This window comes from Acidovorax sp. GW821-FHT10A04 (genome assembly GCF_059415825.1).
Genome location: NZ_JBWKNZ010000006.1, coordinates 166,124 through 180,444, shown reverse-complemented (window position 1 = coordinate 180,444; position 14,321 = coordinate 166,124). Strand labels below are relative to the sequence as shown.

Annotated in this window: 12 protein-coding genes; all 12 read left to right on the top strand. The window is 71.3% G+C overall.

Annotated elements, in window-relative coordinates; genetic code table 11:
• The first annotated feature begins 26 nt into the window (after window positions 1–26).
• The 12 genes from AC07PF_RS14920 to AC07PF_RS14865 all read left to right on the top strand — a co-directional run bounded on the left by AC07PF_RS14920 (window position 27) and on the right by AC07PF_RS14865 (window position 14,308).
• Window positions 27–1,394 carry a cobyrinic acid a,c-diamide synthase CobB gene (locus tag AC07PF_RS14920; protein WP_007858575.1) on the top strand — a complete coding sequence of 456 codons (1,368 nt, stop codon included), beginning with the start codon at window positions 27–29 and terminating at the stop codon, window positions 1,392–1,394.
• Window positions 1,391–1,990, top strand: a complete 600-nt coding sequence (locus AC07PF_RS14915) for a bifunctional adenosylcobinamide kinase/adenosylcobinamide-phosphate guanylyltransferase (RefSeq protein WP_007858578.1) — start codon at window positions 1,391–1,393, stop codon at window positions 1,988–1,990. Before AC07PF_RS14920 ends, AC07PF_RS14915 begins: the two co-directional genes overlap by 4 nt.
• Entirely contained in the window at window positions 1,987–2,886 is a 900-nt protein-coding gene (locus AC07PF_RS14910; protein ID WP_494612401.1) for an ABC transporter substrate-binding protein, read from the top strand. Before AC07PF_RS14915 ends, AC07PF_RS14910 begins: the two co-directional genes overlap by 4 nt.
• Window positions 2,883–3,917 (top strand): FecCD family ABC transporter permease, encoded by a 1,035-nt coding sequence (locus AC07PF_RS14905; protein ID WP_494612400.1) that lies wholly within the window; start codon window positions 2,883–2,885, stop codon window positions 3,915–3,917. The genes AC07PF_RS14910 and AC07PF_RS14905 overlap by 4 nt, the downstream gene beginning before the upstream one ends.
• Complete coding sequence (locus AC07PF_RS14900) at window positions 3,914–4,687, top strand: ABC transporter ATP-binding protein (RefSeq protein ID WP_007858583.1); 774 nt, start codon at window positions 3,914–3,916, stop codon at window positions 4,685–4,687. Before AC07PF_RS14905 ends, AC07PF_RS14900 begins: the two co-directional genes overlap by 4 nt.
• A gap of 50 nt (window positions 4,688–4,737) precedes the next feature.
• Window positions 4,738–5,415 (top strand): energy-coupling factor ABC transporter permease, encoded by a 678-nt coding sequence (locus AC07PF_RS14895; RefSeq protein ID WP_494610194.1) that lies wholly within the window; start codon window positions 4,738–4,740, stop codon window positions 5,413–5,415.
• Window positions 5,416–6,165: 750 nt separating this feature from the next.
• Complete coding sequence (gene cobO / locus AC07PF_RS14890) at window positions 6,166–6,735, top strand: cob(I)yrinic acid a,c-diamide adenosyltransferase (protein ID WP_494609855.1); 570 nt, start codon at window positions 6,166–6,168, stop codon at window positions 6,733–6,735.
• A 3-nt stretch (window positions 6,736–6,738) separates the two neighbouring features.
• Window positions 6,739–7,626: an ABC transporter substrate-binding protein gene (locus AC07PF_RS14885; protein ID WP_494612399.1), complete on the top strand. Its 888-nt coding sequence runs from the start codon at window positions 6,739–6,741 to the stop codon at window positions 7,624–7,626.
• A gap of 50 nt (window positions 7,627–7,676) precedes the next feature.
• Window positions 7,677–8,741 carry a cobalamin biosynthesis protein CobW gene (gene cobW, locus AC07PF_RS14880; protein WP_494612398.1) on the top strand — a complete coding sequence of 355 codons (1,065 nt, stop codon included), beginning with the start codon at window positions 7,677–7,679 and terminating at the stop codon, window positions 8,739–8,741.
• 10 nt (window positions 8,742–8,751) lie between these two features.
• The gene (gene cobN / locus AC07PF_RS14875) at window positions 8,752–12,555 is read left to right on the top strand and encodes a cobaltochelatase subunit CobN (RefSeq protein WP_494612397.1); all 3,804 of its coding nucleotides are present in this window, start codon (window positions 8,752–8,754) and stop codon (window positions 12,553–12,555) included.
• Window positions 12,552–13,610 (top strand): magnesium chelatase ATPase subunit I, encoded by a 1,059-nt coding sequence (locus tag AC07PF_RS14870; RefSeq protein WP_494612396.1) that lies wholly within the window; start codon window positions 12,552–12,554, stop codon window positions 13,608–13,610. The genes cobN and AC07PF_RS14870 overlap by 4 nt, the downstream gene beginning before the upstream one ends.
• Window positions 13,589–14,308, top strand: coding sequence for a vWA domain-containing protein (locus AC07PF_RS14865; protein ID WP_494612395.1), 720 nt, complete (start codon window positions 13,589–13,591; stop codon window positions 14,306–14,308). Before AC07PF_RS14870 ends, AC07PF_RS14865 begins: the two co-directional genes overlap by 22 nt.
• The last annotated feature ends 13 nt before the right edge of the window (window positions 14,309–14,321 follow it).

The window sequence follows — 14,321 nt, the reverse complement described above, 5'->3', positions numbered from 1 at the left end:
GAGAGGGTAGGGGAGTAGCAAGAAGAATGGTCACCCCGGCACGCTGTCCGGCGATATTGATCGCCGCCCCGGCATCGGGCCAGGGCAAGACCACCGTCACCGCAGCCCTGGCGCGCCTGCACGCGCGCCAGGGCCGGCGGGTGCGGGTGTTCAAGTGCGGGCCGGACTTCCTCGACCCGCACTGGCACCAGCTTGCCAGCGGCGCACCTGTGCACCAGCTCGACCTGTGGATGAACGGCGAGGCCGACTGCGCGCAACGCCTGCACGAGGCTGCGCGTGAGAGCGACCTGCTTCTGATCGAAGGCGTCATGGGCCTGTTCGACGGCACGCCGAGCGCGGCCGACCTGGCCCAGCGCTTTGGCGTACCCGTGCTCGCCGTGGTCGATGCCTCGGCCATGGCCGGCACCTTCGGTGCGCTGGCCTTCGGCCTGCGCCACTACCGCGCGGGCCTGCCCTGGGCCGGTGTGCTGGCCAACCGCGTGGGATCGGAGCGCCATGCGCAGATGCTGCGCGATGGCCTGCAGGACGCGGACGATTGGCTGGGCGCGCTGGTGCGTGTGGCGCCCGGCGATGTCGCCAGCAAGGCATCGGCGCCGCTGTTGCCGGAGCGCCACCTGGGCCTGGTGGTGGCGCACGAACTGCACGATGCCATGCAGCGCCTGGACGCCGCGGCCGATGCGCTGGCCGCCACGCCGCTCGGGCAGATGGGCCTGGACGGCCTGCAGCGCTGGGCGGTGGATTTCCCGGTGCCCGCGCCGGCCGCCCCCGTGGCGCCGCTGCTCGCCGGCCGTACCGTGGCCGTGGGCCGCGACGAGGCCTTCTGCTTCCTCTACAGCGCCAACCTGCAGTGCCTCGCGCAGATGGGCGCCCAGGTGGTGTTCTTCTCGCCCTTGCACGATGCAGCGCTGCCCGCCTGCGATGCCGTGTGGCTGCCGGGCGGCTACCCCGAACTGCATGCCGCACGCATAGCGGCCAACACCGCCATGCAGGCCAGCCTGCGCGCGCATGTGGCGGCCGGCAAGCCGCTGTGGGCAGAATGCGGCGGCATGATGGCCCTGTTCGAGTCCATCACCCTGGCCGATGGCACCGAGCAAGCGCTGTGGGGCCTGCTGCCGGGCCGCGTGGCCATGCACAAGCGCCTGGCGGCGCTGGGTCCGCAGCACCTCACTGTGGCGGGCCACACGCTGCGCGGCCATACCTTCCACTACTCCACCGCGCAGAGCACGGCGCCCGTGGTGGGGCGCACCGCGCGTCCAGAGGCGCAGCCCGCACCCGATGCCGGCGAGGCCCTGTACCGCCACGGCAGCATCCACGCGAGCTATTTCCACGCCTGGTTCGCGTCCGCACCCCTGGCCGCCGCGCACCTGCTGGGCGGGGAGGGGGTGGCGCCATGAACAGCAAGGCCATCACCACCGAACTCATCCTGGGCGGGCAAAAGAGCGGCAAGTCGCGCCGCGCAGAGCTGCTTGCGCGCGACTGGCTGGCGCAATCGCCCGCGCACGCTGCCGTGCTCGTCGCCACCGGCCAGCCCTGGGACGACGAGATGCGCCAGCGCATCGCCCGCCACCAGCGCGACCGCGCCGAGCGCGTTCCTGGCCTGGCCACGCTGGAGGAGCCGCGCGACCTGGCTGCCGCACTGCGCGACCACAGCAGCGCCAGCACCCTGGTGGTGGTCGACTGCCTGACCCTGTGGCTCACCAACTGGACCCTGCCGGTCGGTGCCGAGGACATGGGTGCGCCCGAGCGCGAAGCCCTGGCACGCGGCTGGGCCGCGCAGTGCCAGGCTTTCCTCACCGCATTGCAGCAGGCCCGCGGCCCCATTGTTCTGGTGGGCAACGAAATCGGCCTGGGGGTCATCCCCCTGGGGCGCGAGGTGCGCGCATTCGTCGATGCACTGGGCGCCCTCAACCAGCAGGTGGCGCAGGTGTGCCCGCGCGTGACCCTGATGGCGGCCGGGCTGCCCCTGACCCTGAAAGATTCGCCTCCATGACCCCCACCCCCGTGCGCCGCATCCTCTGGGTGATCGCCATCATCGTGGTGCTGGGCCTGCTCATGGCCGGGCTGGCGCAGGCACAGCCGGTGCAGGTCAAGGACGACCGGGGCCGCCTGGTCACGCTGCCCCAGCCGCCACAGCGCATCGTCTCGCTGCTGCCCTCGCTGACCGAGAGCGTCTGCGAGCTCGACCAGTGCCACCGCCTGGTGGGCGTGGACCGCTATTCCAACTGGCCCGAGTCGGTCGCCAGACTGCCCAAGCTGGGCGGTGGCATCGATCCGAGCATCGAGGCCATCGTGGCCGTGAAACCCGACGTGGTGCTGCTGGCCATGAGCTCTCGCGCCAGCGAGCGGCTCGAGGCCCTGGGCCTCAAGGTTGTGGTGCTGGAGCCCAAGACCCATGCCGACGTGCGCCGTGTGCTCGGCGTGGTGGGCCAGGTGCTGGGCGTGCCCCAGGCCGAGGGCGCCGACCGCCTGTGGCGCGTGATCGACGCGGCCGTGCAGGCGGCGGCCCAGTCGCTGCCGCCCAAGGCGCGCAATGTGCGCGTGTACTTCGAGGTGAGCCGCGGGCCGTATGCGGCCAGCGAGGCCTCGTTCATCGGCGAATCGCTGGCGCGCCTGGGTGTGCGCAACGTGGTGCCGGCCTCGCTCGGCCCTTTCCCGCGCCTGAACCCCGAGTACGTGGTGCGCGCCAACCCCGACGTGCTGATGATCGGCAACAGCAGCATGCAGAGCATGGTGCCGTATCCCGGCTGGTCCACGATCCGCGCCGTGCGTGAGAACCGTGTCTGCGTGTTCGGCCCCGGCGATGCCGAAGTGGTGGTGCGCCCCGGCCCGCGCATGGCCGAGGCAGCGCGCCTCATGGCGCGCTGCCTGACCGAGAAAGCCCGATGACTGCAGGTCCGGCACCGATCCCCACTGCCACCGGCCGGCGCCGAGCCGCCTGGTGCGCGCTGTGGCTGGGCCTGGCCAGCGTGCTGCTGCTGGTGCTGGGCACCGCCGTGGGCAGCACCGGGCTGGAGAGCCTGGTGCACATGGGCGACGACTCCGTGGCGCGCCAGATCGTGTGGGACATCCGCCTGCCGCGCACGCTGGGCGCGTGGCTGGCCGGCGCGCTGCTGGGCCTGGCCGGCGCCGTGGCGCAGGGCCTGTTCCGCAACCCGCTGGCCGACCCCTACCTGCTGGGCAGCGCCTCGGGCGCGGCGCTGGGCGGCGCGGTGGCCATGGCCATGTTCGGCGTGTCGCCCGTGGCCGCGCAGTGGATCGCGCGCATCGGCATCACCGGCATGGCCTTCCTCGGCGCCGCCGGGGCCGTGGTGCTCACGCTGCTGCTGGCCAAGGGCGTGCAGCACACGCTGCGCCTGCTGCTGGCCGGTGTCATCGTGGGCGTGGTGCTGGGTGCCCTGCGCGACCTGGTGGAGCTGGCCTCGCCCGACATCCTGCAGGCCATGCAGGCCTTCATCCTGGGCAGCACGGCCTTCGTCGGCTGGATCGCCTGCACCCTGATGGGCGCCGCCTGGGCCCTGTGCGCACTGCTGGCCTGGGTGCTGGCGCGCGCGCTCGACGGCCTGACGCTGGGCGAATCCACCGCTGCCAGCCTGGGCCTGCCGCTCGGCCCCATGCGCGCCGGCCTGGTGGCGGCCATGGCGCTGGCCACCGGCACCGCCGTGGCGCAGACCGGGCTGATCGCCTTTGTCGGTCTGGCAGCGCCGCACCTGGTGCGATCGATGGTGCGCGTGACGCACGAGCGGCACATCCTCTTGTCCAGCCTGATGGGCGCGGTGCTGCTGCTGGCGGCCGACATCCTGGCGCGCTGGATGCTGGCACCGCAGGAGCTGCCCGTGGGCGTGCTCACCGCGGCGCTGGGCGGCACCTACCTGCTGTGGCTGATGCACCGGCGCACCGCGCATGGGGGTGGCCTGTGAAGGGGATTGCGCTCAGCGCCCACCACATCACCGCGCGTGTCGGCGGTGCCGAGGTGCTGCACGGCATCGATCTGCACCTGCCCGCCGGCCGCTGGACCAGCATCGTCGGGCCGAATGGCGCGGGCAAGTCCACCTTGCTCAAGGTGCTGGCCGGCCTGCTGCCGCGCCACCAGGTCGATGGCCAGGTGGCCCTGCTCGGCCGCATGCTCACCCAGGTGCCGGCGCGCGAGCGCGCGCGCCAGCTGTCCTGGCTGGGGCAGAACGAGGGCTCGGCCGACGACCTGACCAGTTACGACGTGGCCATGCTAGGCCGCCTGCCGCACCAGCCCTGGCTGGCCCCGCCATCCGCTGCCGACCATGCCGCCGTGGAGCAGGCCCTGCGCACCACGCAGGCCTGGGACTGGCGCGACCGCCCCTTGTCGCAGCTGTCGGGCGGCGAGCGCCAGCGTGTGCTGCTGGCCCGCGCCCTGGCCGTGCAGGCAACGGTGCTGCTGATGGACGAACCCCTGGCCAACCTCGATCCCCCGCACCAGACCGACTGGCTGCACACCGTGCGCGCCTTGGTGGCCGGCGGTGCCACGGTGGTCAGCGTGCTGCACGAGGTATCGCTGGCCCTGCATGCCGACGATCTGGTGGTGATGGCCAAGGGCCGTGTCACGCACCAGGGCGGCTGCAATGAGGCGGTCACGCACCGCGCGCTGGAGGCGGTGTTCGACCACCGCATCGCGGTGCACGAACTGCTCGGGCAGTGGGTGGCCTTGCCGCGCTGATTTTTTCTTTCTGTTTTCAGTTTTTGTTTTTTCAACCAAGGAGCCGTGCCATGCACATCGAACCCGGACTGGTGGACACCACCAAGATCTTCCTGAGCTACGCCACGGGCGCCACGGCGCTGCTGTATGCCAGCAAGCTTGCGCTGGACATGGTGAAGAAGGAGGGCCCCGTGGCCCTGCTGCTGCGCTCCATTTTCACCACGGCGCTGGTGTTTGCGTTCTTCGAGCTGCTGCCGCACCACCCGGTGGGTGTGTCCGAGGTGCATCTGATCCTGGGCACGACCTTGTTGCTGCTGTTCGGCGCCGCGCCAGCGTGCATCGGCTTGGCGGCAGGCCTGTTGATCCAGAGCGTGTTCTTTGCGCAGCAGGATCTGCCGCAGTACGGGATGAATGTCACGACCTTGCTGGTGCCGCTGTTCGCCACGGCGGCAATTGCCAAGCGCATCGTGCCGGAGAGCATGGCGTATGTGGACATGACGTATGCGCAGACGTTCAAGCTGTCGGTGGCGTACCAGGGCGGGATCGTGATGTGGGTGGCTTTCTGGGCTATCTACGGTGCGGGTGTGGGCTCTGCGAATCTGGAGAGCATTGCCACGTTTGGCGCTGCGTACATGACGGTGGTGTTGTTGGAGCCGCTGGTGGATCTGGGTGTGTTGGCGGCTGCCAAGGCTCTGCGTCGTCTTGAAGGCTCTTCGTTCGTTGAGCGTCGTTTGCATCAGGCTGTTTGAGTTTGTTGGTTGTGGTCGCCTCTGTTTCTTTGCTCGGCGGGCTGGTTGCTCTGTTGGCTGCGTGCCCATGCCATGGGCGGGAGCCGGGATGTGCGCCCGGCGGCGCAGTAACTTTCTTTTGCTTCGCCAAAAGAAAGTCACCAAAGAAAAGGCGACCCCGCTGCCCGTGTCCCCACTCGCCCTTTGGGCGAGTGGGGCAGCCTGCGATGCTCGGTCCTGGGGTGGTGCCGCAGAACTCGCTGCGTTTGGCCTCTGGCCAAACTCCGCTCAAACAGCTGCGGCAAGCCAGATCACGAAGTGCGTGTGTCCTTCGGCACACGCACCCACCCCAGGCCCTGCGCTTCTCGGCACGGTCAGAAGGGGTGGGGAGCGGGCTCCACACGGGCCATTGCTTCGCTCGGCCCGGTGTGCCGTCGCTGCGCTCGGCCTGGGCAGGGCGGCTACGCCGCCCCATCGGCAGCGCGCAGCGCGTAACCGACACCCGGCGCAGCTGCGCAAGCAGCAGCCGAGTGGTACCCGCTCCCCACCCCTTCTGGCTGCGCCGAGAAGCGCCCACCCCAGATCCGAGCATCGCAGGCTGCCCCCATCGCCCGCCAGGGCGATGGGGGACGCAGACTGGGGGTCGCCTTTTCTTTGCCTTCTTTCTTTTGGCGACGCAAAAGAAAGAAGGTGCGCCGCCGGGCGCACATCCCGGCCACCGCCCTCAAGACAACAACAGAAGCAAGCACCGCCTCAGGTCTTGAAGAAAAAATGCAAATCGAATCCCCCCCCATCCTCCGCGACACCCCCAAACCCCAAGGCGAACGCCGAGGATTGGTCCTGGTCCACACCGGCACCGGCAAGGGCAAGAGCACCGCCGCCTTCGGCCTCGCCATCCGAGCGCATGGAAGAGGCAAAACCGTCAAGATCTACCAGTTCATGAAGGTCCCCACCGCGAGGTTCGGCGAACACCGCCTGTTCGAACAACTGGGCATCCCCATCGAAGGCCTGGGCGACGGCTTCAGCTGGAAGAGCCGCGACCTGGACCACTCCGCCCAACTGGCCCTGGACGGCTGGGCCAAGGCCGAGGCCACCATCCGCGCGGGCGAGCACTTCCTCGTGGTGCTCGACGAGATCATGTACCCCATGCGCTACGGCTGGATTCCGCTCGAGACCATCCTCACCTGCCTGCGCGAGCGCCCGCCGCATGTGCACGTGGTGCTCACCGGCCGCAACGCGCCGGCCGAGCTGATCGAACTGGCCGACACCGTGACCGAGATGACGCTCGTCAAGCACCACTTCAAGGCCGGTGTGCCCGCGCAGCGGGGCATCGAGGACTGATTGATGGTGCTGAACGCCGTCTCCCTGCCGCTGGCCCGCGCCCGCCTGCACCCCACGGTGCCGGCGCTGGCCGTGCTCGGTCTGCTGGGCGGCTTGGCTGCGCCGATCGCGCAGGCACAGCCACAACCACAGCACCGCATCGTCACGCTGTCGCCGTCGCTCACCGAGGCCGTCTGCGCCCTGGGCCACTGCGCCGAGCTGGTGGGCACCGACCGCTATTCGAGCTGGCCCGGCACCGTGGCCAGGCTGCCCAAGGTGGGCGGGTTGCAGGATGCACAGATCGAGCGCATCGTAGCCCTGCGTCCTGACATGGTGCTGCTGGGGCCGCGCAGCCGGGCAGGGGAGCGCCTCTCGGCCCTGGGCGTGCCGGTACAGGTGTTCGATGCGCGCACGCATGCCGACCTCAGGCGCATGCTGCTCAGCGTGGGCCAGTCGCTCGGCGAATCGGCCCGCGCGGCCGAGCTGGTGGCGCGCATCGAGCGCGAGCTGGACGCCGCGGCGCGGCGCGTGCCGGCCCACCTGCGCGGGCGCAGCGTGTATGTCGAGGTGGGCGTGGGCCCCACGGCGGCCAGCGCGGCCAGCTTCATCGGCGAGACCATCGCGCGCCTGGGCCTGGTGAACATCGTGCCGGGCGACATGGGGCTGTTCCCGCGCGTCAATTCCGAGATGGTGGTGCGCCGCGCGCCGGACCTGGTCATCGGCCCGCAGACCACCCTGTTCAACGTGGCCGACCGCCCCGGCTGGGCCGGCATGCAGGCGCTGCGCCAGCACCAGGTCTGCCAGCTCGATGCCGACCGCATGGACCTGCTCTCGCGCCCCGGCCCGCGCCTGGGCGAGGCGGCGCACATGCTGGTCGATTGCCTCATCGGTTTGCCCCAGGTGCTGCGCTGAGCCGCAGCACTTTTCCTGATTCCCGATTTTTCTGACTGGAGATTCCTTCCATGCAAGTGAACAAGATTCCCGCCACCATCGTCACCGGCTTCCTGGGCAGTGGCAAGACCACGCTGCTGCGCCACCTGCTGACCAACGCGCAGGGCAAACGCATTGCGGTCATCGTCAATGAGTTCGGCGAGCTCGGTATCGACGGCGAGTTGCTGCGCAGCTGCGGCATCGGCTGCGACGAGAACGGCGTGGAGAACGGCCAGCTGTTCGAGCTGGCCAACGGCTGCCTGTGCTGCACCGTGCAGGAAGAGTTCGCGCCGGTGATGGAGCAACTGGCCGCGCGCCGCGACCAGATCGACCACCTGGTCATCGAGACCTCGGGCCTGGCGCTGCCCAAGCCGCTGGTGCAGGCCTTCCAGTGGCCCGCGCTGCGCAACGTGTTCACGGTCGATTCGGTGATCACCGTGGTCGATGCGCCTGCCGTGGCCGCCGGCCAGTTCGCCGACGACCCCGTTGCGGTGGACGCCCAGCGCCGCGCCGACGAGAACCTGGACCACGAATCGCCCCTGCACGAGCTGTTCGAGGACCAGTTGGCCACCGCCGACCTGGTGGTGCTGCACAAGACCGACGGCCTGGATGCCGAGGCCCTGGCCCGCGTGGAAGCCATCGTGCGCGGCGAGACCCTGCCGGGCGTGAAGTTCGTGCACGCCCAGCACGGCCACATCGACCCCAGCGTGCTGCTGGGCCTGGGCCATGCGGTGGAGGACGTGATCGACGCGCGCAAGACCCACCACGACGAGGAAGAGGACCACGACCACGACGAGTTCGAGTCGGTCCACGTCACGCTCGACGTGACCGACCGCGGCCGCCTGCTGGAGGCCCTGGTCGCCCTGGTGCAGCGCCACGAGATCTACCGCATCAAGGGCTTCGTGGCCCTGCCGGGCGCGGCCATGCGCCTGGTGGTGCAAGGCGTGGGCCAGCGCTTCGACAGCCATTTCGACCGCGCGTGGCGCGAGGCCGACCTGCGCGCCACGCGCCTGGTGGTGATCGGCGACCACCTGGATGCCGCGGCCCTGCAGGCCGAGCTGCAATCGGCCCTGGCCGAATCCGCCACCACCGCCTGAGGCCGTCGGCATGCATCTGCTTTCCACACGCCCGGGTGGCTACGTCGAGGACGGGGGCCAGGGCCTGGTGCGCGTGGAGCAGACGCCCGGCGACATCGTCATCCTGAGCGCGGCCGACACCACGCTGTCGCTGCTGTCCGATGCCGCAGCCAGCCTGGGCGAAGGCTTCCCCAGTGTGCGCCTGGCCAACCTGATGTGGCTGCGCCAGCCCGCGTCCACCGACATGTATGTGGACGACGTGCTGCGCCATGCGCGCGTGGTCGTCATCGACCACTTGGGCAGCCCCAGCGACTGGGCCTACGTGGTCGAGCAGGCGCAGTCGCTGGCCGGCAAGCGCGGCCAGTGGCTGGCGCTGTTCTCGGGCGACAACGTCGAAGACCCGCAACTGCTGATGCGCAGCACCGCCAGCCCCGAGGACTGCCACCAGCTGTGGCGCTGCCTGCGCGAGGGCGGGCGCGACAACGCGCTGGCCTTTTTCGCGCTGATCGGCCACGCGGCCTTTGGCATCGGGCCACGCCCACCCGCACCGCGGCCGCTGCCGCCGGTGATGGCCTACACGCCGGCCGCTGCCGCGCCCTGGGTGTCCGGTGCGCCGGTGGCCATGCTGGTGTTCTACCGCGCCCACCTGCAGTCGGGCAACACGGCGGTGTTCGATGCCATGCAGGCGGCGCTGGCGCAAGCCGGGCTCAACACCCTGGCCGTGGCCGTCGATTCGCTCAAGAACCCCGAGAGCCTGGCCGTGCTGCAGGCCATGGCCGCGGAGCAGGGCGTGGCCGTGGTGCTCAACGCCACGAGCTTTGCCGTGGCCTCCATCGATGGCAGCGACGACGGGGATGCGCAGGCGATCACCCTGGCCGGCGATGCGCCGGTGCTGCAGCTCATCACCGCCGGCTGCTCGCAAGAGCAGTGGCAGGCCGACCCGCATGGCCTGGCGCCGCGCGATCTGGCCATGCAGGTGGTGCTGCCCGAGGTGGACGGGCGCATCGGCGCGCGCGCCATCAGCTTCAAGGGTCTGGCCTGGCGCTGCGAGCGCACCGAGGTCGACGTGGTGCGCTACCAGCCCGAGCCCGAGCGCATCGCCTTCGTGGCCAAGCTGGCGCGCCGCTGGTGCGTGCTGCGCAGCAAGCCGCACGTGGGCAAGCGCGTGGCGCTCATCCTGGCCAATTACCCCAACGACGACGCGCGCCTGGCCAACGGCGTGGGCCTGGACACGCCGGCCTCCACCGTGCTGATCCTGCAGGCGCTGCGCGATGCGGGCTACACCACGGGCGAGCTGCCCGAGGGCGGCGACGCGCTGATCGCGCAGCTGGTGGAGGGTGTGACCAACAACCTCGGTGCCAATGCCGACCGCCCCGCGGGCCAGAGCCTGGCGATGGCCGACTACCTGGCCGACTTCGGCGCGCTGCCGCAGGCCAGCCAGGACGCGGTGAACGCCCTGTGGGGCCCGCCCGGCGCCGATCCCATCGTGCGCAGCGGCCGCTTCATGGTGCCGGGCGTGCGCCTGGGCAATGTCTTCGTGGGCATACAGCCCGCGCGTGGCCGCGACCTGGACCTGGTGGCCAGCTACCACGATGCCGACCTGGTGCCCACGCACGGCTACCTGGCCTTCTACTTCTGGCTGCGCCGTGTGTTCGCCGTGGACGCCGTGGTCCACGTGGGCAAGCACGGCAATCTCGAATGGCTGCCGGGCAAGAGCGTGGCGCTGGGCGCCGCCTGCTGGCCCGACGCCATCCTGGGCCCGCTGCCGCACCTGTACCCCTTCATCGTCAACGACCCGGGCGAGGGCAGCCAGGCCAAGCGGCGCACGCAGGCCGTCATCATCGACCACCTGATGCCCGCGCTCACGCGCGCCGAGACCTACGGCCCGCTGCAGCAGCTCGAGCGCGCCATGGACGAGTACTACGAGGCGCTGTCGCTCGACCCGCGCCGCGCCAAATTGCTGCGCCAGAGCATCCTCGACCAGGTGCTGCAGCACCGCCTGCACCAGGAGCTGGGCTTTGCGCCCCCGGCCGACGACGCGCAGCGCGAAGCCCTGCTCGGCCGGCTCGATGCCTACCTGTGCGAGATCAAGGAGTCGCAGATCCGCGACGGCCTGCACACCCTGGGCTGCTCCCCCGCGGGTCGCCAGCGCACCGACACCCTGGTGGCGCTGGCGCGCTTTCCGGGTGGCTCTGCTACAGGGCAGGGCAGCCTGCTGGTGGCGCTGGCGCAGGACCTGGGCCTCGCCGATTTCGATCCCTTGAACCCCGAGTGGGCCGCGCCCTGGACCGGCCCACGCCCCGCAGCGCTGCAGGCCCTGGGCGACGAGCCCTGGCGCCACGTGGGCCACACGCGCGAGCGGCTGGAAAAGCTCGCTGTGCAGTGCGTCGAGCGCTACCTGGGCGCCGAGGAGGTGCCCCTCGACGCCGCGCTGTGGCCCGGTGCCGCGGCGGTGCTGGCGCGCATGCGTGCCGTGCTGGCGCCCCGGCTCGATGCCTGCGGTGCGAACGAGATGGGCCAGCTGCTGCGCGGCCTGGCGGGCCGCTTCGTGCCGCCCGGGCCCAGTGGCGCGCCATCGCGCGGCCGGCCCGACGTGCTGCCCACGGGCCGCAACTTTTATTCGGTGGACACGCGCGCCGTGCCCACGCCCACGGCCTACGGCATGGGCGCGCTGGCGGCCGACCGCGTGGTGGAGCGCCACCTGCAGGACCATGGCAGCTTTCCCACGGCGGTTGGCCTGTCGGTCTGGGGCACCAGCACCATGCGCACGGGCGGCGAGGACATCGGCCAGGCCTTTGCTCTGCTGGGCGTGCGCCCCCAATGGGCGCCCGGCAGCCACCGCGTGGTGGACATCGAGGTGCTGCCCATGGCGATACGCAACCGCCCGCGCATCGACGTGACGCTGCGCGTGTCGGGCTTCTTCCGCGATGCCTTCCCGGGCGTGATCGACCTGTTCGACACGGCCGTGCGCGCAGTGGCCGCCATCCCCGAGGACGATGAGCCCGACGACGTGAACCCCATCCGCGTGCGCGTGCGGCGCGAGGCCGCGCAAGCCCAGGCGCAGGGCATGGCCGCTGACGATGCCGAGCGCCGCGCCACCTGGCGCGTGTTCGGCCCGCGCCCCGGCGGCTACGGGGCCGGCCTGCAGGAAGTGATGGCCAGCGGCCGCTGGAGCACCGCCGACGACCTGGCCCAGGCCTACCTGCGCGCCGGCGCCTTCGCCTACGGCCAGGGGGGGCATGGCGAGGCGGCGCGCGCGGCCTTCGAGCAGCGCCTGGCCGCAGTGGACGCCGTTCTGCACAACCAGGACAACCGCGAGCACGACATCCTCGACTCGGACGACTACTACCAGTTCCAGGGCGGCATGGCCGCCGCCGTGCAGCACCTGGCCGGCGCGCCGGCCGCGCTGTACCACGGCGATTTCAGCGTGCCGGGTGCGCCGCGCATACGCACCCTCGGCGAAGAGCTGGCGCGCGTGGTGCGTTCGCGCGCAGTCAACCCCAAGTGGATAGCCGGCGTCAAGCGCCACGGCTACAAGGGGGCGTTCGAGATCGCGGCAACGGTGGACTATTTGTTCGCCTTCGACGCGACCACGGGCGTGGTGGGCGACCACCAGTACGCGCTGGTGGCCGACGCCTACCTGCACGACGACGCCACGCGCGAGTTTCTGCAGCAGCACAACCCGCTGGCCCTGCGCAGTGTGGGCGAGCGCCTGCTCGAAGCCATGCAGCGCGGCCTGTGGGCCGAGCCCGGCGAGCACCGCGAGCGCATCGAACAGCACCTGCTCGCACTGGAGCACCGCCTTGAAACCCAGGGCGAAGGACCTTTGACATGACAATTTTCGCACCTCCCGCCACTGCGTTCCCCTTCACCGCCCTGGTCGGGCACGAGGCCCTGCAGCGCGCCCTGCTGCTGGCCGCCATCGACCCCGGCATGGGCGGGGTGCTCATCAGCGGCCCGCGCGGCACGGCCAAGTCGACCTCGGCACGCGCGCTGGCTGCGCTGCTGCCCGAGGCACCCTTCGTCACGTTGCCCCTGGCCGCCAGCCTGGAGCAACTGGTGGGCACGCTGAACATCGAAGACGTGCTGCGCGACGGCCAGGTGCGCCTGGCGCCCGGCCTGGTGGCGCGTGCGCATGGCGGCGTGCTCTATGTGGACGAGGTCAACCTGCTGCCCGATGCGCTGGTGGATTCGCTGCTCGACGTGGCCGCCAGCGGCGTGAACACCGTGGAGCGCGATGGCGTGTCGAACCAGCATGCGGCTCGCTTCGTGCTGGTGGGCACCATGAACCCGGAGGAGGGCGAGCTGCGCCCGCAGTTGCTGGACCGCTTCGGCCTGTCGGTGGCCCTGCACAACCCGGCCGATGCCGCGCAGCGCCAGGCCATCGTGCGTGCCCGCCTGGCCTTCGATGCCGATCCCGCGGCCGTGGTGGCGCGGCATGCAGCCGCGCAGGCCGAACTGGCAGCGGCGGTGGCCCGCGCCCGCGCCGCGCTGGCGGCCCTGGAATGGACCGACGCCGTGGTGCAGCATGCCGCCAACCTGGCCCTGGCCGCAGGGGTGGACGGCATCCGCGCCGACCTGGTGATGCTGCGCGCCGCGCGCGCGCTGGCCGCGCTGCAGCAGGACGACAGCGTGGGCCCGGCGCATGTGGATGCCGTGGCCGATCTGGCGCTGGCGCACCGCCGCACGGAGAGCAACGCCGGCTCGGCGCCACCGCCTGGCGCCACGCAGCCACCGCCTTCGTCATCGACGAAACCATTGCCTGCCGGCGCGCAGGGCCCTGCCTCGTCGCAGAACGTGCCCGAGGGCGACTGGGGCGCCCTGCCGCCCGAGCCCCAGGCCATGGCGCGCGTGCGCAGCACGGGGGCATGGCCACCAAAAAAAGCCTGAGCCACCCCGGCCCGCGCTCGCTGAAGACCAACAAGGCAAGCGCAGGCTGGAGGTGGCAAGCCCCCCGCAATGCCTGGCTGCGCACGCCGCAGGCCGTGGCCCGGCCCGCCGACCCCGAGGGTGCGGGCATCGCCTGGCTGCCCACGCTGGTGGCCAAGGGCCCGGCGCGCCTGCAGGCCGCGCATCTGCGCCGCCAGCCTGCCAGTGCCGTGCAGCCCTGCCTGCACCTGATCGCGCTCGATACCTCGGGCTCCATGCGCCAGGGCGGGCGCCTGGCCTGGGCCAAGGGCTATGCGGCGCGCCTGATCGAGCAGGCCGCGCGCGCGGGCGAAGAGGTGGCGCTTTTGTGCTTTGGCGGCCAGGGGGTGGAGCTGCTGCTGCCCCCGGGCCCCGCGCGCACGGCCGGCACGGCCCGCGTGCGCCCGCTGGGCGCAGGAGGCGGCACGCCCCTGGCGGCCGGCCTGGCCGAGGCCGAGCGCCTGCTGCGCACCACGCGGCGCCAGCGCGGCGCGGGAGCACCGTCGTGCCTGTGGCTGCTGACCGATGGCCGCACGCTGGAGCAGCCTGCTGCACCCGCTGCGGCCACGCATGTCGTGGTCGTGGATTTCGACGACCCGCTGCGGCCGGTGGGCCGCTGCGCCGCCTGGGCCGCGCGCTGGCAGGCCGAGCACCGCATGCCCGAACCCCTTTCTTCCTAGAACGAGCTTTTCC